The following is a 20,393-nucleotide window of genomic DNA, read 5'->3' on the forward strand; positions in this document are numbered from 1 at the left end:
ATTGCAGGTGTTGCCCATGAACTCTCCCACACTCCCACGCCAACAGCTTCTGCTGGTCGATGATGAGGAGGACGCGTTGTTGGAGCTGGCGGAGTTGCTGGAGGGCGAGGGCTTCAATTGCTTTACCGCCACCTCGGTCAAACTCGCGTTGCAACATCTGACGCGCCATCCCGATATTGCATTGGTGATTACGGATCTGCGGATGCCGGAGGAGAGTGGCATGTCGTTGATCAAGCGGTTGCGTGAACATACCTCCCGGCAGCATTTGCCGGTGATTGTGACGTCGGGGCATGCGGATATGGAGGATGTCAGTGACATGTTGCGGTTGCAGGTGCTGGACCTGTTTCGCAAGCCGATTTATCACGTGCGGTTGTTGGAGACGCTTAATACTCTGTTTCCGCAGCCTCAAGTGAGATTCGTTGGGACCTGACTTTTTGAGGGTGTACATCCACTGCCGAGCGATCAGGCAACAGGCCGCCAATGCCCCACCATATGCTCCAGATCCCCCGCACCCACCAACCGTAAATCCCCACTGGACCCCGCCGCACTGGCCAGCAATGTCACTTCACTGGGCAACCGCACCGGTTTGCGAAACTGCACCGCAATCTCGACATTCGCCGCCGGCAGGTGATCGGCGAGCGCCGCAAGGGTTCGGGCCTTGTTCCACAATCCATGGGCGATGGCCGTAGGAAAACCGAAGAGTTTGGCGCTGGCGGCACTCAGGTGAATCGGGTTGTAGTCGCCGGACACTTTGGCGTACTGCCGTCCAATGTCCGAAGGTGCTTTCCAGTGGGCCACTTGCGATATCTCCAGTGTCGATGCCAACACTTCCTCGACGGGCTCGCCTTCGAGTTTGACCCCGCGGCACAACATCTGGCTTTGCGCTTCCCACAGCGGCCCCAATTGATCGTCAAGCGTTGTCACCAGATCGAACGTCGCGCCCTTTTCATGTGGCTGAAGGTTTTGCACCTGCACGCTGACCCGCACGCGGTTCACGCCGCCCATTGGACGCAAGAGGCGAATGCAGTTGCTCAGGTGAATCAACCCCAGCAGCGGGAACGGGAATTCCTTGGCCGTCAGCAGTTGCATCTGCAACGCGAACGCCAGGAGGTGTGGATACGTCGGCGGCAGCAGGCCGTTGTCGGCAAAACCGCAGACGTTGCGATAGGCCGCCAGACGCTTCGCATCGACATCGATCCAACAGCGTAAGCCCGAATCGGGCAGGGTGGTGCCGGTGATGTTGCGTCGCGTCGCTGCCCGTACGTACAACGCCGGCAGGCTTGGTTCGCGGTTGAGTGTGTGCCAATCGATGATCATGCCTAAGCCCCCAAAACACTTTGTCCGCACACGCGCAGCGCTTGCCCGGTAAACGCGCCGGTGCCCGGTTGTGCCAGCCACGCCACCGCCTCGGCGACGTCTTGCGGCAGGCCGCCCTGGCCCAGCGAACTCATGCGCCGCCCGGCTTCACGCAGGCCGAACGGAAGGTGCGCGGTCATCTGGGTTTCGATGAAACCGGGTGCGACTGCGTTGATGCTGATGCCACGCTCATTGAGCAATGGCGCCCAAGCCTGGGCCAGGCCGATCAGCCCGGCCTTGCTCGCTGCGTAATTGGTTTGCCCGCGATTGCCGGCGATGCCGCTGATGGACGCCAGCAGGATCACCCGGCCGTTGTCGTGCAGGGTGCCGCTGTCGAGCAGCGCCTTGGTCAGCACTTGCGGTGCATTGAGGTTGACCGCCAGCACCGCGTCCCAGAATTCCGGGGTCATGTTGGCCAGGGTTTTATCCCGCGTGATGCCGGCGTTGTGCACGACGATGTCGAGGCCGTCGGGCAGTTGTTCGATCAACCGCGCGGCGGCGTCTTCGGCGCAAATGTCCAGGGTGATGCTGCGCCCGCCGAGGCGTGCGGCGAGGGCTTCGAGGTCGGTTTTAACCGGTGGTACGTCGAGCAGGATCACGTCGGCACCGTCGCGGGCCAGGGTTTCGGCGATGGAGGCGCCGATGCCGCGTGCCGCGCCGGTGACCAGCGCCTTGCGGCCGGACAGTGGGCGAGTCCAGTCCGTCACCGGCGTGTCGCAGGCGTTCAAGCGAATCACTTGCCCGGAAACGAACGCACTTTTGGGCGAGAGGAAAAACCTTAGCGGGCCTTCCAGTTGATCCTCCGCACCGTCGCCGACATAAATCAGCTGCAAGGTGCCGCCGTTGCGCAGTTCCTTGGCCAGCGACCGGCTGAAGCCTTCCATTGCACGCTGGGCGCTGGCGGCGAATGGATCGCTCAAGGTCTGCGGCGCGCGCCCCAGAATCACCAGGTGCGCGTTGTGATCGAGGTTTTTAATCAACGGCTGGAAGAACTCGCGCAGCTGTTTGAGCTGATCGGTCTGCACCAGGTCACTGGCGTCGAACACCACGGCTTTGAGTTTGGGGCCGTGGCCGGGAATCCACTCAGTGGCCAGTGAAGGCTCGGTGCCGTAGCTGTAAATCGCGTCGGTCAGGCGGTTGGCGAAGGCACTGACTTTTTCCGCCAGCGGGCCACCGCCTATCAACAGCGCCCCTTCAACAGGACGCAGCCGGCCAGCTTGCCAGCGCTCCAGCCGAACCGGCGACGGCAGACCCAGGGCCCCGACCAAACGATGGCCGATGGACGAATTGGCGAAGTCGATATAGCGGTCAGACATGGAACGCGCTCCAGCAGCTGAGGTTCAAAGTGTGGACCACGAATGGCGTTCAGTCGTTCGATCCACGAGATAAGGCCTACGCTTGTGGGTTATTGCCCTCACAGAATAGGAAGCTTTTCATGACTCAGCTGCGCCGCGTTGCGATTATGGGTGGTAACCGTATTCCCTTTGCCCGTTCCAACGGGCCGTACGCCACCGCCAGTAACCAGGCGATGCTCACCGCAGCGCTCGAAGGCTTGATCGAACGCTACAACCTGCACGGTTTGCGCATGGGCGAAGTGGTCGCCGGTGCCGTCCTCAAGTTGCCGCGGGACATGAACCTGACACGCGAGTGCGTGCTCGGTTCGCGGTTGTCTCCCGTTACGCCGGCCTATGACATCCAACAGGCCTGCGGCACGGGTCTTGAAGCGGCTTTGCTGGTCGCGAACAAGATTGCCCTGGGTCAGATCGATTGCGGTATCGCCGGCGGCGTCGATACCACCTCGGACGCGCCGATCAGCGTCAGTGAAGGCTTGCGCAAGGTGTTGCTGCAAGCCAATAGCGCCAAGACCACCGGCGACAAACTGAAAACCTTTCTGCAGTTGCGTCTCCGGGATTTGATTCCGGAGTTCCCCCGTAACGGCGAATCGCGCACGGGTTTGTCCATGGGCGAGCACTGCGAGTTGATGGCCCAGACCTGGAATGTTCCGCGCGCCGAACAGGACCAGCTGACGCTGGAGAGCCACCAGAAAATGGCCGCGTCCTACACCGAAGGCTGGCACAACGATTTGATGACGCCGTTCCTCGGCCTGACCCGCGACAACAACCTGCGCCCAGACCTGACCCTGGAAAAACTCGCGTCGCTGAAACCGGCGTTCGAAAAAAGCGCCAAAGGCACGTTGACGGCGGGAAACTCGACGCCGCTCACCGATGGCGCGTCGCTGGTGCTGCTGGGCAGTGAAGAATGGGCCAAGGAACGTGGCTTGCCGATCCTCGCGTATTTGCGCGATGGCGAGGCGGCGGCGGTGGATTTCGTCAACGGTGCCGAAGGGCTGTTGATGGCGCCCGTGTATGCGGTGCCGCGTTTGCTGGCGCGCAATGGCCTGACGTTACAGGACTTCGATTACTACGAAATCCACGAGGCCTTCGCCGCGCAGGTGCTCTGCACGCTGAAGGCCTGGGAAGATCCGGAATATTGCAAAACCCGTCTCGGCCTCGATGCGCCGCTGGGTTCCATCGACCGCAGCCGCCTCAACGTCAAAGGCAGTTCACTGGCGGCCGGGCATCCGTTTGCCGCTACCGGCGGGCGCATCGTCGCGAGCCTGGCGAAGTTGCTGGAGGCAGCGGGGCAGGGCCGAGGGTTGATCTCGATCTGCGCCGCCGGTGGCCAGGGTGTAACGGCGATTATTGAGCGATGAGGATCACGCTGTTGCCCTGTTGCTGCCACATCCCCGAGACCGTCGAATCAAATTTCCCTCGAACGGACGATTCCGACGCTGACGGCGCTGCCGCGTCCGCTGTATGCCCGTGGGTGGGGTTGTTTGGATTGACGCCTGGAGAATTGTTTCGGCAGTAATACCGCCGAATGGCCGCGAAGCGGCCACCGGGATCTTGGATCAGGTTCTAAACCGCCGAACCAACCCATCCAACTCATTCGACAACCCCGCCAAACTCTGCGAATCCAGCCGCGCCGAGTTCGCCAGTTCCGCCACCAACTGCGCATCACCATGAATCTGGCTGATGTGCCGATTGATGTCTTCAGCCACCTGATGCTGTTCTTCCGCCGCAGTAGCGATCTGCGTGTTCATGTCGCGGATCACGTCGACCGATTCGCGAATCAGCCCGAAGCTGCTGCGTGCTTCACCGATTCGCGTCACCGATTGCTGGGACACTTCCAGGCTGGCGTGCATTTGCTGAGTCACCTGACTGGTGCGCTTGGCGAGGTTGCCCAGCAAACCGTCGATTTCAGCCGTGGAATCGGCGGTGCGTTTGGCCAGTGCCCGAACTTCATCGGCGACCACCGCAAAACCACGACCCTGTTCACCGGCCCGTGCCGCTTCGATGGCCGCGTTCAGCGCCAGCAGGTTGGTCTGTTCGGCAATCGAGCGAATGGTCCCGAGGATTGACTGAATGTCGTTGCTGTCGCGTTCAAGCTGCTGCATCGACTGGGCCGACTGTTCAATTTCCTGGCTCAAGCGATCGACGCTGGTCACTGCTGCATCAATCTGCTGCTGACCCTCGCGCGCCTGGCGCTGGCCGCTGTCGGCGGATTGCGCAGCCTGGCTGCAAGAGCGCGCGACTTCGTTGGCGGTGGCGACCATTTCGTGGAACGCCGTGGAGACCATGTCCACCGCTTCACGCTGACGCCCGGCCGCTTCGGCCATGTCGCTGGAGACCTGGGTCGAACTCTTGGAGGTGGCGAGGATCTTGTTCGCGGCGCCGCCAATGCTCTGAATCAGGTTGCGAATCGCCGCCAAAAACTGGTTGAACCAGTTGGCCAGTTGCGCGGTTTCGTCACTGCCACGGATTTGCAGGTTCTTGGTCAGGTCGCCTTCACCTTGGGCGATGCCTTCCAGACCACTGGCCACGCTGCGGATCGGCCGCACGATGAGGCTGGCGAAACTGGCGCCGACGATGGCGAAGAACACGGCCAGTACGGCGGCGATGATCGCGATCAGCCAGGTCAGTTGAGTGGCCGAACTCATCACGTCGGTTTGCTTGATCAGGCCGATAAAGGTCCAGCCCAGCTGCTCCGACGGCCAGACGTTGGCCATGTAGCGTTCGCCGTTCAGCTCGACTTCCACCAGCCCTTTACCGGCCTTGGCGAGTTGCGCGTAGCCGTCGCCGAGGCTGCTCAGCGCTTTAAAGTTGTGTTCCGGTTGCTTCGGATCGACCAGCACGGTGCCGGTGTTTTCCAAAAGCATCAGGTAGCCGGTTTCACCGAGCTTGATCTGTTTGACGATTTCGGTGAGCTGCTTGAGCGTCACGTCGATGCTGACCACGCCGCCATGGGTGCCCAACTTGTTGTCGATGGTGCGCACGGTGCTGACGTAGGTCACGTCGTCCTGGGCCCAGTAATAGGCCTCAGTACGGAACGGCTTGCCCGGTTTGGCCTGGGCAGCCTTGTACCACGGGCGCTGGCGCGGATCGTAATTGCTCAGCTTCGCATCGTCCGGCCAGGACACATATCCGCCCGCCGCGGTGCCGAGGATGGCATAGGCGTAGGACGGGTGACTGTTACCCAGGTCCTAAAGCAGGGCGAAGACTTTTTTATCCATCTCGCCTTGCGGAATGCTCTCGGCGTTGGCACTCATATAGGTCTTGAGGCTGTCGTCGGAATTCTTGATCAGCGGTTGGGTCGCCAGGTAATCCACGTTCTGGCTGATGCCGTCAAAGAACAGTTGCATGGCGTTGCTGACCTGACGAATTTCACGACCACTGCCGTCGACGAAATTGTCCTTGGCATCACTGCGCAAGTTCATCACAACGAGGGTAGCGACCAGCACCACCGGCAAGCAGGCGATGATTGCAAACGCCCAGGTCAACTTCTGTTTGATGTTCATCCGCGCTCCAGATTTTTCTTGTAGGCCCACGCAGTGCAGATGACTCGCGGATTATTGGCAGAACGATTGTCGGACAAATCACTTTGTCACTGATGAATTCGGCTGATGGAGGCGGAAATTGAGGCCTATTAAGAAAAATCCTACGAAGGGTATGAATCGAGGTGTCAACTTCTGTCGCAAATACCCCCCAGCCCTACAGCAACACGTGACGCTGGTTCAGCTATGATCTGGGGCGGCCGATGACGAGGGTCGGGTTTGCCTGATTAATCCGGCACAGTGTGGGCTTCTTGATGTCGATGGGAACGTTCATAGGTCGGCAACCCCTCCCCCGAATGAGCGGATTGCCGTATAACGAATGACTTTCGCGTGTTTGGTAATAAAGGACCCCCAATAAAAGCTGATGAAGACTCCAAAACGCATTGAACCCCTGATCGAGGACGGTCTGGTCGACGAGGTGCTGCGCCCACTCATGAGTGGTAAAGAAGCAGCTGTTTATGTGGTGCGCTGCGGCAACGAGTTACGTTGCGCGAAGGTCTACAAGGAGGCGAATAAACGCAGTTTCCGTCAGGCGGCCGAGTATCAGGAAGGCCGCAAGGTGCGCAACAGCCGTCAGGCTCGAGCGATGGCCAAGGGCTCCAAGTTCGGCAAGAAAGAAACCGAAGACGCCTGGCAGAATGCCGAAGTGGCGGCGTTGTTCCGTCTGGCCGGTGCTGGCGTTCGGGTCCCTCAGCCTTACGACTTCCTTGAAGGCGTGCTGCTGATGGAACTGGTGGCTGACGAGTATGGCGATGCCGCGCCGCGTCTGAACGACGTGGTGCTGGAGCCGGATCAGGCGCGCGAGTATCACGCGTTCCTGATTTCACAGATCGTGCTGATGTTGTGCACCGGTCTGGTGCACGGCGACCTGTCGGAGTTCAACGTACTGCTGACCCCGACTGGCCCGGTAATCATCGACCTGCCGCAAGCGGTGGACGCGGCGGGCAATAACCACGCGTTCAGCATGCTGGAGCGGGATGTTGGCAACATGGCGTCGTACTTCGGGCGGTTTGCGCCGGAGTTGAAAAAGACCAAGTACGCCAAGGAAATGTGGGCTTTGTTTGAAGCCGGCACTTTGCACCCGGCCAGTGTCTTGACCGGCGAGTTCGACGAGCCGGAAGAGCTGGCCGACGTTGGCGGGATCATGCGTGAGATCGAGGCGGCACGCCTGGATGAAGAGCGTAAGCAAGCGGTGCGTGCGGCAGATGATGCACCACCGGGCAAAACCGAGGAGCCGCCTCCGCCCTGGATGCAGTGATCGGTTAACGAAAAACCCGGCTTCGGCCGGGTTTTTTGTCGAACGCGTAACCCTTGCAGGCCCCCCCACACTCAAGGATTGATTGTGAACTCCACACGCAACGCCCAACTGATCATCACCGCCCGTCTGATCTCTGATTTCGGTGCCTTCCTCAACATGGTCGCCCTGGCCACCTACGTCTACCTGCTCAGCAACAGCGCCATGAGCGTCGGTATCTTCCTCGCCTGCCGGGTGGGTGGAGGGATTTTCGCCAGCCTGATCGGCACGGCTTTCTATCGCTGCTGGGTCGGGCGCACGCCGCTGATTGCCTTCGACCTGTTGCGCGCCGGGCTGCTGGGCCTGCTGCTGGTACTGCCGGTCGACCAACACGTACTGCTTTTACCGTTAATTGCGTGCGGTCTGGGATTCGGCAACTCGATGTTCGCCATCGGCCTCAACAGCCAGTTGCCACATTTGATCGAAAACGAGCACCTGCTCAAGACCAACGCCTGGATCACCTCGGCATCGTCGGCAGCAATGGTCGGTGGAAGTCTGGTGTCGGGGCTTTTAGTGGCGGCATTCGGCTTTGAAACGGTGTTTGTATTGAACGTCGTCACTTATCTGCTGGCCGCGTTGTTCATCTTGCCGCTGCGCTTTTCACAACCTGCGCCCAACGCCGAACCCACCCACGAACGGGGCGAATGGTCGACCCTGCTCCAGGGCCTGCGCAGTACACCGGTGGTGGCGGCGATGCTCGCGGTGGCCATGGCCGACACCCTTGGCAGTGCTGCGCACAACGTGGGTTTTCCGATCATTTCCAAATTGCTGACACCCGAGTCGGCCAGCACCACGCTGGGCCTGATGCTGGCCGTCTGGGCCTGCGGAAAACTCATCGGCGCGCGCATCGCCAGCCGGCTGAAAGGCTCGGAAAACGTAAACCTCGAGCGACGATTTTTCTTGGGTGTGTTGCTGATGTCCTGCGGCTTCATCCTGATGTTTCAGCAGCAGACCCTCTACGGTTTGCTGCTGTTCTCGTTACCGGCGGGGCTCGGCGACGGGTTCTCGGAAGTCGGCCTGATGTCGCGTCTGCAGCGTGAACCGGACAGCCTGCGCCTGCCGATTTTCAGCTTTCTGACCCTGCTGCAAATGACCGGGTTCGGCGTTGGCATGCTGATTGCTGCGCCGTTTTATTCGTGGTGGACGCCGGGCGCCGTGGTGCTGGTGTTCCACGGGATTCCCCTCACCACTTTGTGGGTGGTGAAGGGGCTGGCGATCAGGGGCGAGCGGGTTGGGCGCAACAGCCCGACTCCAGGTTCTTGAGGATCGGGCAGTCGGGACGGTGATCACCGTGGCAGTGTTCGACCAGGTCCTGCAGGGTGTCGCGCAGTTGGCCGAGTTCGCGGATTTTCTGGTTCAGCGTTTCGATGTGCTGGCGGGCCAGGGCCTTCACGTCGGCGCTGGCTCTTTGGCGGTCCTGCCAGAGGGTCAGCAGTTTGCCGACTTCTTCCAGTGAGAACCCCAGGTCCCGGGAACGCTTGATGAACGCCAGGGTATGCAGGTCGTCGTCGCCGTATACCCGGTAACCGCTGTCGGTACGATGGGCGGCTTTGAGCAAGCCGATGGACTCGTAATAACGAATCATCTTCGCGCTCAGGCCGCTCTGGCGGGCCGCTTGGCCGATGTTCATTGAGTGTCCTCCAGATCCTTGGGTTTCCAGGTTTTCAACAGTAACGCATTGCTCACCACGCTGACGCTCGACAACGCCATGGCCGCGCCGGCCAGCACCGGGTTGAGAAAGCCGAACGCTGCCAGCGGAATACCGATCAGGTTGTAGACGAAGGCCCAGAACAGGTTCTGACGAATCTTCGCGTAGGTCTTGCGACTGATCTCCAGCGCCGCCGGCACCAGCCGTGGGTCGCCGCGCATCAGGGTGATCCCGGCCGCGTGCATCGCAACGTCGGTGCCACCGCCCATGGCGATGCCGATGTCTGCGGCGGCCAAGGCCGGTGCGTCGTTGATGCCGTCGCCGACCATCGCGACCACGCCGGTTTTCTTAAGTGTGGCGACGGTGGCCGCTTTGTCGGCGGGCAGCACTTCGGCGTGGACATCCTTGATGCCCAGCGCCTCGGCAACTACGTTGGCACTGCCGCGATTGTCGCCGGTCAGCAAGTGGCTGCTGATGTTCCGTGCGCTGAGTTGTTGCACGGCTTGCAGCGCGCCGGGTTTGAGCGTGTCACCGAAGGCAAACAGGCCCAATACCCTTGGTTCGGTACTTTGCTCGATCAACCAGGACAGGGTCCGGCCTTCGGTTTCCCACGCGGTGGCGGAGTCAGTCCATTCACCTGCGCTCAAGCCGCTCTCTTCCAACAGACGACGATTGCCCAGCGCCAATCGACGACCGGCCAGAGTGCCCGCGATGCCACGGCCGGTCAGGGACTGGCTGTCGCTGACATCGGCGACGATCAAACCGCGTTCGGCGCAAGCGTCCAGAACCGCCTTGGCCAGCGGGTGTTCACTGCCGCGTTGCAGGGCGCCGGCCATTTGTAGCAGGGCCGCTTCGTCACTGTTGATTGCGCTCATATGAGCGATGCGTGGGGCACCCGATGTCAGCGTGCCAGTTTTGTCGAAGACCACTGCACTGACTTCATGGGCACGCTCCAGTGCTTCGGCGTCCTTGATCAGAATTCCGTAACGCGCCGCCACACCGGTGCCGGCCATGATGGCCGTTGGCGTGGCCAACCCCAGGGCGCATGGGCAAGCGATTACCAAGACCGCCACGGCATTGATCAGCGCCGTTTCCATCGGTGCGCCGTACAACCACCAACCGATTAAGGTGGCCAACGCAATCAGCAGAACCGTAGGGACAAACACCTGACTGACTTTATCCACCAGTTTCTGGATCGGCGCTTTCGCAGCCTGAGCGTCTTCGACCAGACGAATGATGCGCGCCAGCACGGTTTCCGCGCCCAAGGCCAGGGTGCGAACGAGCAACCGGCCTTCGCCATTGATCGCACCGCCGGTGACCTTGTCGCCGGGATGTTTGGGCACCGGCAGACTTTCGCCGCTGATCAGCGCTTCGTCGGCGTGGCTCTGGCCTTCGACCACTTCGCCGTCCACCGGGAAGCGTTCACCGGGTTTGACCATCACCAGATCATTGAGGCGCAAGGCGCTGATGGCGACGTCCTGCTCGCGACCATCGACCACCTGAATCGCCCGTTCCGGGCGCAAGGCTTCGAGGGCGCGAATCGCACTGGCGGTCTGGCGTTTAGCGCGGCTTTCCAGGTACTTGCCCAGCAGCACCAAGGCAATCACCACCGCCGAAGCTTCGAAATACAGGTGCGGCATGCGCCCGGCGGCGGTGGCCCATTCATAGAGACTCAAACCATAACCGGCGCTGGTGCCCAACGCGACCAGCAAATCCATGTTGCCGGCACCGGCGCGTACAGCTTTCCAGGCGGCCACATAAAACCGCGCACCGAAGATGAATTGCACCGGCGTGGCCAATGCGAATTGCACCCAGGCAGGAAGCATCCAATGCACACCGAACGGTTGCAGCAGCATGGGCAGCACCAGCGGCGAGGCGAGGGCGATCGCCATGATCAAGGCCCAGCGCTCGCGGTGCAGGCGCTGTTGCTGATGGTCGGTTTGTGGCTGTTCAACCTCCCAGACACTGGCGCTGTAGCCAGCCTTGGTCACGGCAGCGATCAAGGTTTGCGCATCGATCTGACCGAGCAGTTCGAGGTGGGCGCGTTCGTTGGCCAAGTTGACACTGACGCTCTTGACCCCCGGCACTTTGGCCAGCGCTCGTTCGACCCGGCCGACGCAGGAGGCGCAGGTCATGCCGTCGATGCTCAGTTCAAGGCTCTGCTGCGGCACGCTGTAACCGGCCTGCCGAACCGCATCCATCAACGCCGGCAAGCTGTCACTGGGCGCTTGAATCCGAGCCTGTTCGGTGGCCAAGTTGACGCTGACGGCAGAGGCGCCGATGACTTTGCTCAAGGCACGCTCGACACGCCCGGCGCAACTGGCGCAGGTCATGCCGGCAATCGGTAGATCGAAAGTGGTGGATTCGGACATCGGTCACGCTCCCTATAGAAGATGTCTACAGGATCAACCTTGCCATGCAGGCAAGGTCAAGCAACTATTTGATCGTTCCCACGCTCCGCGTGGGAATGCCTCAATGGACGCTCTGCGTCCGCTCTTGGGACGCGGAGCGTCCCGGGCTGCATTCCCACGCAGAGCGTGGGAACGATCAGCGGAAAAGAATCAGTAATCGAGGGCTGTGGGTTTCAGGTACATCCCTTCCTGCGTCATCGCAATCCGGAACTTCAGCACGTCACCGGCCTTGAGCGTGATGGTCTGCGAACCCGGAGCGAGCATGCCCGGTTTGCAACCCGGCGCCTGGCCCGGCAGCAGTTTCAGGCGCAGAGATACATCGCCCGGCGGCAGGTTGAACGAGGTGCTTTGTTCCTGGAATAACCGCGCCGACAATTGATCCTGGATATACACGCCGATTTCGCAGTTGGTCGACACTTCCAGGCGCTCGCGGGAAATGATCAGCACGCCGTAATCCTCCCCGGCCGCATTGACCGAGGGTGCAACGGCGAAAAGGCTGAGGAAGCCAAACAGGCTGAGAGCTGACCAGCGCATGGCTGAATCTCCTGATGTCGAGTCATTGATGGACGCAGCTTGGCCGAGCGCGACGCCGATTGCCAGCCCGGCAGCTCACTTCAGAACTTGACCTTGCCATGGTGACAAGCTCGAGACTGCACGCAACCTCACTCAAGGAGTCATCCCATGCAAGTGTTCAACGTTCAAGGCATGTCCTGCGGTCACTGCGTCAAAACCATCACTCAGGCGCTGCAAGCCAAGGACCCGGCCGCGAGTGTGCGGGTCGATTTGGCCGCTAAAGAAGTCGGTGTTGAAAGCGCATTGACGACGGAGCAAGTAATCGCCGCCATCACCGAAGAAGGCTACGAGGTAAATGTTGCTTGAGACCAAGCGCAATCCCTGTGGGAGCGAGCCTGCTCGCGAAAGCGATGTGTCATTCAGCAGTGATGTCGACTGACACTCCGTCTTCGCGAGCAGGCTCGCTCCCACACAGGTTTTGTATTCATCCAGGGTTTTTAATAGTTAGCTGCCTAACGGAATGTTCAAGGCGTCCATGCGCGGCTAGACTGTGGGGCTGCCGACCCCTGTCCAACTGGATGCCTGATGAATTTGCGTTCCATTTTGATTCTTGGCGCCTTGAGCGCCTTTGGTCCGCTGGCGATCGACTTCTATCTGCCGGCCTTCCCGGCGATGGCGCTCGCCTTCGGCACCGATGAAAAACACGTTCAGTTGACCCTGGCGGCGTATTTCCTGGGCTTGTCCATCGGTCAGCTGGCTTACGGCCCGGTGGCGGATCGCTTCGGGCGACGCATTCCCTTGCTGACCGGCGTCGGCCTGTTCACCGCAGCCTCCCTGGCGTGTGCCTATGCGCCGAATCTCGAATGGCTGATTGGCGCACGTTTCATTCAGGCGCTGGGTGGGTGCGCGGGGATGGTGATCGCCCGCGCGGTGGTCAGCGATAAATGCGATGCGGTGGGTTCGGCGAAGGTCTTTTCGCAGCTGATGCTGGTAATGGGCCTGGCGCCGATTCTTGCGCCAATGCTGGGTGGGCTGTTGGTCAACACCACGGGCTGGCAGTCGATCTTTCTGGTGTTGAGCGGTTTCAGTGCGCTGGCAGGGGTGGCCGTGGCGCTCGGGCTGCCGGAAAGTCTGCCGGCCCATGTGCCGCGTCAACCGTTGTCCGGCGCGTTGCGTCAGTACGGTCGACTGTTGTCGGACCCGTTGTTCCTTGGCCACGCCTTGACCAGTAGCATCGCCATCGCCGGGATGTTTGCCTACATCGTCGGTTCACCGTTCGTTTTCATCAAGCTGTATGGCGTACCGGCCGAGCATTTCGGCTGGCTGTTCGGTACCAATGCGGCGGGATTCATTCTGGTGGCGCAGGTGAATGCGCGACTGCTGGCCAAACGTGGCCCGGCGTTTCTGCTGGCGCGTACCGTATGGATCTACCTCGGCGCCGGTCTGGCGCTGCTGGCCGTCAGTTCGTTGCACACCGTGCAGTTATGGCCGTTGCTGATTCCGCTGTTTATCTGTATCGCCAGCCTCGGTTGCATCCTCCCCAACGCCTCGGCCTGCGCCATGAACGGACAGGGCGCTCGCGCGGGCAGTGCGTCGGCGATGCTCGGATGCCTGCAATTCAGCATCGCCGCCGGGGCTGCAGCGCTGGTGGGTGTTTTACACGATGGCAGCGCCATGCCGATGGCCATGGTCATCAGCCTGTGCGCAATGCTGGTGGTGAGCGGGGCGATGCTCACCCGACGTTTGCAAAATGCCCGGGCACTGGCTCACGCCCAGGTCTGAGGACGAACTTAGCCAGCAGCGCGCTGCTGGTGTTCATTAATTTGATGAGGTGCTTGTAGTCGCGCTTCAAGGGTGCGGGTGAAGGCGCGAGCTTCGGCTTCGCTGCGAAATGTCACGGCGTGTTGGTCCAGGCGGACCTGCCACTGGGATTTTGCCAATTCTTTTATCAGGATCTTCATTGCTGATCTCTCCTCTCGTAAAAGATGTCATATAAAAGATTGCACCGCAGAGTTCACGATTGTAGACCCGAATACGATCGCAATTGTGACAACGGTCAACCTTCTGACTGACGGTGTCGTCCACCTTGGACAACACCGATGCCCTCTCGCTTTAGAACCCTTCGAGCACAATCTTGCCTTTGGACTTGCCGCTTTCGAGCAGTTCATGGGCACGACGCAGGTTCGCCGCATTGATGCTCCCGAAGTGCTCGCCGACCGTGGTTTTCAGCGTCCCGGCGTCGATAAGCCCCGCGACACGGTTAAGTAAATGGTGTTGCTCGATCATGTCCGCGGTTTCGAACAGCGAGCGGGTGTACATGAACTCCCAGTGCAGCGACAGGCTCTTGCGCTTGAGCTTGGTCACGTCCAGCGCCTTCGGATCATCAATCAGGGCCAGTTTGCCTTGCGGCGCCAGTGCCTCGACCAATTGATCCAGGTGGTGATCGGTCTGGGTCAGGCTGGCGACGTGGGTCACCTGGTCGAGGCCGGCGCGTTTGAGTTCTTCGCTCAACGGCTGGCTGTGATCGATCACCAGGTCGGCACCCAGCTCTCGAACCCAGCTCTGGGTTTGCGGGCGGGAAGCCGTGCCGATGACTTTCAGTCCGGTGAGCTGGCTGGCCAATTGCGTGAGGATCGACCCCACACCGCCCGCGGCTCCGACGATCAAAAGGCTCTGGCCTTCATCGGTTTTGCCTTCACGCACTTGCAGACGCTCGAAGAGTAATTCCCACGCGGTGATAGCCGTCAGCGGCAGCGCGGCGGCTTCGGCGAAACCGAGGGTTTTCGGCATATGGCCGACGATCCGCTCGTCTACCACGTGCAGTTCGCTGTTGCCGCCAGCGCGGGCGATGGAACCCGCGTAGAAGACTTTGTCTGCGGCCTTGAACAGCGTCACTTCATTGCCGACGGCCTTGACCACCCCGGCCACGTCCCAGCCCAGCACTTTCGCCGCGCCGCCTTCAGGCTGGACGTTCTGGCGCACTTTGGTGTCGACCGGGTTGACCGAGATGGCTTTGACTTCCACCAACAGGTCGCGCGGGCCGGCGACCGGCTCTGGCAGTTCGATGTCTTGCAGCGAGTTTGAATCGCTGATGGGCAAGGAGGCGTAGTAGGCAATGGCTTTCATTGGGGCTCCTGAACAGTAATAAAGAAGGCAGAAATCAGACGATGGAACGCAGGCGCTTGAGGTCGAAGTGTTCGAGAAAGTCGCCGGCCTTGGCGCGGAAGTTCTGGATATGCGCGCTGGCGTCGTGAGCTTGCAGGGCTTCGTCGCTGCTCCAGTGTTCGATCATGTAGAAGGCGTGAGGATTGGCGAGGTCTTGGTGCAAGTCGTATTGACCGCAACCGGCCTCGGCGCGGGTTGGTTCCAGCAGCGCCCGCAGGTGCTGTTCGAGGGCGTCCTGCTGGCCGGCTTTGGCGATAAGGGTGGCGATAGCGGTAAAAGGCTGGGACATGTTCGACTCCGGGAATGGGATGAATTTGATGGGACGGATCATTGGCTATTTCTCTGCAAGATAAAACTCGCTAAAAGAGCAGTCTCTTTCAATGTTTTTTTGATAATCAAGGCTGAAAAATGCTGCGTTTCGATGACTTGCAGTTATTTGTCCGGGCGGCGGACCTGGGCAGTCTGTCAGCGGCAGCGCGTGGGATGGACATGTCGGCTGCGGTGGCCAGTGCGGCATTGAAGCGCATCGAACAGCAGCTCGGCGCCCGGTTGCTCGCCCGTTCTACCCGCAGCCTGCGGTTGACCGCTGAAGGCGAGGGGTTTCTCGAATACGCTCGGGCCGCCTTGAGCAATCTTGATGAGGGGCGCCGTTTATTGGCCAGCGGTCAGGACCAGGTCAGCGGAATTTTGCAGCTGTCGGCGCCTTCGGACTTTGGCCGCAATCTGCTGCTGCCATGGCTGGACGAGTTTCAGCGCGAGCATCCCAAACTCACGGTGCGCCTGCTGCTGGGCGACCGCATCGCCGACCTGTTCCGCCAACCGGTGGACATTGCCCTGCGTTACGGCGAGCCGGAAGACTCAAGCCTGGTGGCGCTGCCCATCGCCCCGCAGAACCGCCGCGTCCTTTGTGCCGCCCCGAGTTACCTGGCCCGCCACGGCGAGCCGCGACACCTGGAGCAACTGGCTCAGCACAATTGCCTGCTGTTCATGCTCGGCAGCCGGGTCCACGATCATTGGAGTTTTCACGACGGCAAGCGCGAGGTCAGCCTGACCGTCAGCGGCGATCGATTCAGCGATGATGCCGATGTCGTGCGGCTGTGGGCCGTGGCGGGTGCCGGGATCGCCTACAAATCCTGGCTTGATGTCGCCGCCGATGTGCTGGCCGGTCGATTGAAAGTGCTCATGCCGGAACTGCTCTGTGAGCGCGCACCGCTGAATTTACTGTGCGCCCATCGCGCACAATTGAGTAAGCCGGTGAACCTTTTGCGGGAAATGCTTGCCAGTCGATGCGCCAGGTTGAGTAGCCAATTTCCGACGTTACCGGGCGCTGATCATTAGTCGCAGGCAAATAGCGAAATTTCACTCAGGAACTATCACCACCAATGGTTTCCCAAGGGCAGGAACCGGCGGTTAACCCGCCTATACTAGCGCTCGCCTCATGTACGCACCGTCGATCTCGCAATGGCGAGTCCACATCCGAGTCAGCCAGGCCCCATGGTCAATCGCCGCGGCTTTGCGAAACCTGCGAAGCCATGGTCTGTGCGATTGGCAGGTTTTGCCCGGGTTATGGCGATTTCCACGCCTTGGCCGACGACACATTACTGGTCAAGATGTCTCTGAGCAGTAGACGAAACGATTCAACAGGGAGTGAATACATGGAACATGCACCTTGCATCAGCCAGATCGCCACGCTGCTGGCTGACCCCAAGCGCAGCGCAATGATGTGGGCCTTGATGGACGGCTCGGCGCGGCAAACCGAAGAGCTGGCCTTGTTGGCCGGCCTGTCACCGTCTTCGGCCAGTGCACATCTGGGGCGTTTGTCCGCCGGAGGTCTGTTGAAAGTCGAAATCCGCGGCCGCAAGCGGTTCTTCCGTCTTGCTGCGCCCGAAGTGGGTGCCGCGATAGAGGCACTGGCCAGCGCCACCCTGGCCAGCACGCCTCGGCAAATCCCGGACGTTTTCAACCGCAAGGCCCCCCTCGCCAAACCTCAGGTGGCGCCTTCGTCATTATTGCGCGCCAGGCTTTGCGACGACCATCTGGGCGGCACCCTGGCCGCCGATCTTTATCAGCGTCTGCTGGATTCGGGCTGGATCGAACAGTCCGATCAGCGGGTCATGATCACTCACAAGGGCGCCACGCAATTGGCGACGCGTGGTGTGTTCATCCAGGCGCTGGCCCATCGCAACAGCAGAGTCGCTTGCGCTTGTCCGGACTGGAGCGAAAGACGCCCGCACATGGGTGGATCACTGGGTGCGGCGTTGCTGCAATTGTTCATGCAGTCCGGTTGGTTGAGCCTGCCCAACGATTCGCGAGCCTTGCAGATCACCGCCGCGGGGCAGCGTGAAATCCATCGGTTCGCCAAGGAAACCGAGCTGGAAATGGCGTTGTAGACGCGCTCTGCGTGGGAATGCCTGAACGGACGCTCTGCGTCCGCTCTTGGGACGCGGAGCGTCCCTGGCTGCATTCCCACGCGGAGCGTGGGAACGATCAGTCAGCGTGGGAACGATCAGTAACTAGGGTTTCACCAACCGTGCATCCAGGCTGTTCTGGGCCAGGCGCTTGGCCTGATCCTGAGTCATGCCCAAATGGGTGTACAACGCGTGGAAGTTCTCGGTGACATAACCGCCGAAGTACGCCGGGTCATCCGAGTTCACGGTCACTTTCACACCACGTTCCAGCATGTCGAGAATGTTGTGCTGAGACATGTGATCGAACACGCAGAGTTTGGTGTTCGACAACGGGCACACGGTCAACGGGATTTGCTCGTCGATAATCCGCTGCATCAAACGCTCGTCTTCGATGGCGCGCACGCCATGGTCGATGCGCTGGATTTTCAGCAGGTCGAGGGCTTCCCAGATGTACTCGGGCGGGCCTTCTTCACCGGCGTGGGCGACGGTCAGGAAGCCTTCGTGCCGAGCGCGATCGAACACGCGCTGGAACTTGCTCGGCGGATGACCCATTTCCGAGCTGTCCAGACCGACAGCGACAAATGCATCACGGAACGGCAGCGCCTGGTCGAGGGTTTTCTCGGCTTCTTCTTCGCTCAAGTGGCGCAGGAAGCTCAGGATCAAACCGCTGGTGATGCCCAGTTGCTGCTCACCATCTTTCAGCGCGGCGGCGATGCCGTTGAGCACCACTTCGAACGGTATGCCACGGTCGGTGTGGGTCTGCGGGTCGAAAAACGGTTCGGTGTGAATCACGTTCTGCGCTTTGCAACGCAACAGATAAGCCCAGGTCAGGTCGTAGAAATCCTGAGAGGTGCGCAATACGTCGGCACCCCGGTAATACAGGTCGAGAAACTCTTGCAGGTTGTTGAAGGCGTAGGCCTTGCGCAGGGTTTCGACGTCGCTCCACGGCAGGGCGATCTTGTTGCGTTCGGCCAGGGCGAACAGCAGCTCAGGCTCCAGCGAACCCTCAAGGTGCAGGTGCAGTTCTGCCTTGGGCAGGGCGTTCAGCCAGTCGTACATAGTCTTTTCTCATCAGGTGCAGATGGCGTGCATTCTACAGATGCTCGTGGAAACAATTAGTAAAACCTGGCCAGCCGGTTCATCAATCCACTCGCCTTTTACGTTTCGCACTTGCAGGCCGCCGGCGGCATCCTGATAGAGCAGGGTGATGCAGCCGTAATCGGTGTGGGCGCCGGCGCCTTGTTGCTCTTCGGAACTGGCGGTGTGGCGCGGTGGGTAATGAATCATCCGCAGCACACTGACCGGCTCAACGAAGCGGGTGTCGAAAAAGTCGCTCTCGATGTCCAGCGCCTGGGTCATGGCCCGTAACAGGGTTTGCAGCCCGGGTCGCTCAGCGTCCCAAAAGCGGACGCAGAGCGTCCATTGAGGCATTCCCACGCAGAGCGTGGGAACGATCAGTCCGGTGAAAGGAGTTACTTCGGTATTTCGGCCTTCATGCCTTCGACGTAATAGTTCATCGATGCCAGCTCCGCGTTACTGGCCGTCGTGCCCGCCGCAATTTTTTCTGTGCCTGCTTGATCCTTGATCGGCCCGGTGAACGGGTGGAATGCGCCGCTCTTGATGTCAGCAATGATCTGCTCGGCTTCGGTCTTCACCGCCGCCGGCACCCGATCGCTGATCGGCAATTCAACCGTGCCTTCCTTCAAACCACCCCAGTAATCCTGCGACTTCCACGTGTGGTCGAGCACGCTTTGGGTCGCCTGAACGTAGTGCGGGCCCCAGTCATTGACGATGGAAGTCAGCACCGCTTTCGGCCCGAAGTGCGCCATGTCCGAAGCGTAGCCCACGGCATACACGCCGCGACGTTCGGCGGCCTGGATCGGTGCCGGACTGTCGGTGTGCTGGAACACCACGTCCACGCCCTGATCGATCAACGCGTTGGCGGCATCGGCCTCTTTGCCCGGATCGAACCAGGAGTTGACCCACACCACCTTGATCTCGGTGCCCGGGTTGTACGTGTTCAGGGCGAGTTGGATGGCGTTGATGTCGCGGATCACTTCCGGGATCGGGAAGGAGGCGACGTAGCCAATCTTCTTGGTTTTGGTCATCTTCGCCGCAAGGAAACCGCCGACGTAGCGACCTTCATACGTGCGCGCCAGATAGGTGCCGAGGTTCTTGTCCTGCTTGTAGCCCGTGGCGTGTTCGAAGGTCACCTTGGGAAATTGTTTGGCAACTTTCAGGGTCGGGTTCATGTAGCCGAAGGACGTGGTGAAGACCAGGTCGTAGTTGTCCTTGGCCATGTTGCGGATCACCCGCTCGGCGTCGGCACCTTCGGCGACGTTCTCCACGTAGTTGGTGGTGATCCGCTCGCCGAATTTTTCGGCCAGCGCTTTGCGCCCCTGTTCATGCTGATACGTCCAGCCGTGATCGCCGATCGGGCCGATATAGACGAAGCCGACTTTCAGCGGGTCGGCGGCAATGGCGGTCAGGCTGGCGCTCAGACTGATGGCTGCGACGACGGCGCAAAGCAGCTTCTTCAACGGACGTTTGTGCATGAATTCCAACTCCATTTTGTTTTGAGGGTGGCGAGGTCAATGCAAATTGCTGACCAACCGGACAACAAGTAAGCCGAAACCGTGTAATGGCCTTCGCGAGCAGGCTCGCTCCCACAGGGGATATGCGGCGCACTGAGATCAAATGCGGG

General features: G+C 60.5%; 20 protein-coding genes and 1 pseudogene. 8 read left to right on the forward strand and 13 right to left on the reverse strand.

Annotated features, from left to right (window positions below):
• The first annotated feature begins 16 nt into the window (after positions 1-16).
• Positions 17-430, forward strand: a complete 414-nt coding sequence (locus ACYZTR_RS04225; RefSeq protein ID WP_461976711.1) for a response regulator — start codon at positions 17-19, stop codon at positions 428-430.
• A gap of 32 nt (positions 431-462) precedes the next feature.
• Here ACYZTR_RS04225 and ACYZTR_RS04230 read toward each other — a convergent pair whose 3' ends face one another.
• A complete protein-coding gene (locus ACYZTR_RS04230; protein WP_461976713.1) occupies positions 463-1,317 on the reverse strand; it encodes a MaoC family dehydratase in 855 nt (284 codons plus the stop codon).
• A gap of 2 nt (positions 1,318-1,319) precedes the next feature.
• A complete protein-coding gene (locus ACYZTR_RS04235; RefSeq protein ID WP_461976715.1) occupies positions 1,320-2,672 on the reverse strand; it encodes a 3-oxoacyl-ACP reductase in 1,353 nt (450 codons plus the stop codon).
• Positions 2,673-2,791: 119 nt separating this feature from the next.
• Between ACYZTR_RS04235 and ACYZTR_RS04240 the strand changes: the two genes are divergently transcribed.
• Positions 2,792-4,069, forward strand: a complete 1,278-nt coding sequence (locus tag ACYZTR_RS04240; protein WP_461976717.1) for an acetyl-CoA C-acetyltransferase — start codon at positions 2,792-2,794, stop codon at positions 4,067-4,069.
• A gap of 198 nt (positions 4,070-4,267) precedes the next feature.
• Here the strand turns inward: ACYZTR_RS04240 and ACYZTR_RS04245 are convergent, their stop codons facing one another.
• Entirely contained in the window at positions 4,268-5,896 is a 1,629-nt protein-coding gene (locus tag ACYZTR_RS04245) for a methyl-accepting chemotaxis protein (protein ID WP_461979574.1), read from the reverse strand.
• A 3-nt stretch (positions 5,897-5,899) separates the two neighbouring features.
• A complete protein-coding gene (locus tag ACYZTR_RS04250) occupies positions 5,900-6,214 on the reverse strand; it encodes a hypothetical protein (RefSeq protein WP_461976719.1) in 315 nt (104 codons plus the stop codon).
• A 400-nt stretch (positions 6,215-6,614) separates the two neighbouring features.
• On the opposite strand from ACYZTR_RS04250, the gene ACYZTR_RS04255 reads away from it, so the two are divergent.
• Together ACYZTR_RS04255 and ACYZTR_RS04260 are read left to right on the forward strand one after the other, a co-directional pair.
• Positions 6,615-7,508, forward strand: a complete 894-nt coding sequence (locus ACYZTR_RS04255) for a PA4780 family RIO1-like protein kinase (protein ID WP_123369234.1) — start codon at positions 6,615-6,617, stop codon at positions 7,506-7,508.
• Positions 7,509-7,592: 84 nt separating this feature from the next.
• Positions 7,593-8,807 (forward strand): MFS transporter, encoded by a 1,215-nt coding sequence (locus ACYZTR_RS04260; RefSeq protein ID WP_461976721.1) that lies wholly within the window; start codon positions 7,593-7,595, stop codon positions 8,805-8,807.
• Here ACYZTR_RS04260 and cueR read toward each other — a convergent pair.
• The 3 genes from cueR to ACYZTR_RS04275 form a co-directional block, all read right to left on the reverse strand.
• Positions 8,761-9,174, reverse strand: a complete 414-nt coding sequence (gene cueR, locus ACYZTR_RS04265) for a Cu(I)-responsive transcriptional regulator (protein ID WP_461976723.1) — start codon at positions 9,172-9,174, stop codon at positions 8,761-8,763. The two genes, ACYZTR_RS04260 and cueR, sit on opposite strands and share 47 nt — an antisense overlap.
• Positions 9,171-11,564: a heavy metal translocating P-type ATPase gene (locus ACYZTR_RS04270; protein WP_461976725.1), complete on the reverse strand. Its 2,394-nt coding sequence runs from the start codon at positions 11,562-11,564 to the stop codon at positions 9,171-9,173. Before ACYZTR_RS04270 ends, cueR begins: the two co-directional genes overlap by 4 nt.
• 189 nt (positions 11,565-11,753) lie before the next feature.
• A complete protein-coding gene (locus ACYZTR_RS04275) occupies positions 11,754-12,137 on the reverse strand; it encodes a hypothetical protein (protein WP_461976727.1) in 384 nt (127 codons plus the stop codon).
• A 147-nt stretch (positions 12,138-12,284) separates the two neighbouring features.
• Here ACYZTR_RS04275 and ACYZTR_RS04280 point away from each other — a divergent pair, with 147 nt between their 5' ends.
• Together ACYZTR_RS04280 and ACYZTR_RS04285 are read left to right on the forward strand one after the other, a co-directional pair.
• On the forward strand, positions 12,285-12,482 hold the full coding sequence (locus ACYZTR_RS04280; RefSeq protein WP_461976729.1) for a heavy-metal-associated domain-containing protein: 198 nt from the start codon (positions 12,285-12,287) through the stop codon (positions 12,480-12,482).
• A 219-nt stretch (positions 12,483-12,701) separates the two neighbouring features.
• Positions 12,702-13,898, forward strand: coding sequence for a multidrug effflux MFS transporter (locus tag ACYZTR_RS04285; RefSeq protein WP_461976731.1), 1,197 nt, complete (start codon positions 12,702-12,704; stop codon positions 13,896-13,898).
• An 8-nt stretch (positions 13,899-13,906) separates the two neighbouring features.
• Here the strand turns inward: ACYZTR_RS04285 and ACYZTR_RS04290 are convergent, their stop codons facing one another.
• From ACYZTR_RS04290 to ACYZTR_RS04300, 3 genes are all read right to left on the reverse strand, one after another.
• Positions 13,907-14,077: a hypothetical protein gene (locus ACYZTR_RS04290; RefSeq protein ID WP_282376845.1), complete on the reverse strand. Its 171-nt coding sequence runs from the start codon at positions 14,075-14,077 to the stop codon at positions 13,907-13,909.
• A 151-nt stretch (positions 14,078-14,228) separates the two neighbouring features.
• A complete protein-coding gene (locus ACYZTR_RS04295; protein WP_461976733.1) occupies positions 14,229-15,242 on the reverse strand; it encodes a zinc-binding alcohol dehydrogenase family protein in 1,014 nt (337 codons plus the stop codon).
• 34 nt (positions 15,243-15,276) lie between these two features.
• Positions 15,277-15,570, reverse strand: a complete 294-nt coding sequence (locus tag ACYZTR_RS04300; RefSeq protein WP_282376847.1) for a putative quinol monooxygenase — start codon at positions 15,568-15,570, stop codon at positions 15,277-15,279.
• A 119-nt stretch (positions 15,571-15,689) separates the two neighbouring features.
• Between ACYZTR_RS04300 and ACYZTR_RS04305 the strand changes: the two genes are divergently transcribed.
• The gene (locus tag ACYZTR_RS04305) at positions 15,690-16,619 is read left to right on the forward strand and encodes a LysR family transcriptional regulator (RefSeq protein ID WP_461976735.1); all 930 of its coding nucleotides are present in this window, start codon (positions 15,690-15,692) and stop codon (positions 16,617-16,619) included.
• A gap of 317 nt (positions 16,620-16,936) precedes the next feature.
• Entirely contained in the window at positions 16,937-17,671 is a 735-nt protein-coding gene (locus tag ACYZTR_RS04310; RefSeq protein WP_461976737.1) for an ArsR/SmtB family transcription factor, read from the forward strand.
• Between the two features lie 123 nt (positions 17,672-17,794).
• Here ACYZTR_RS04310 and ACYZTR_RS04315 read toward each other — a convergent pair whose 3' ends face one another.
• From ACYZTR_RS04315 to ACYZTR_RS04325, 3 genes and pseudogenes are all read right to left on the reverse strand, one after another.
• Positions 17,795-18,748, reverse strand: coding sequence for an adenosine deaminase (locus tag ACYZTR_RS04315; RefSeq protein ID WP_461976739.1), 954 nt, complete (start codon positions 18,746-18,748; stop codon positions 17,795-17,797).
• A gap of 12 nt (positions 18,749-18,760) precedes the next feature.
• Positions 18,761-19,069: pseudogene (locus ACYZTR_RS04320) on the reverse strand (2OG-Fe(II) oxygenase family protein); the annotation flags it as partial.
• A gap of 92 nt (positions 19,070-19,161) precedes the next feature.
• On the reverse strand, positions 19,162-20,244 hold the full coding sequence (locus ACYZTR_RS04325) for a BMP family ABC transporter substrate-binding protein (protein WP_461976741.1): 1,083 nt from the start codon (positions 20,242-20,244) through the stop codon (positions 19,162-19,164).
• Between the last annotated feature and the right edge of the window lie 149 nt (positions 20,245-20,393).

Source organism: Pseudomonas sp. Hz4, from assembly GCF_054898165.1.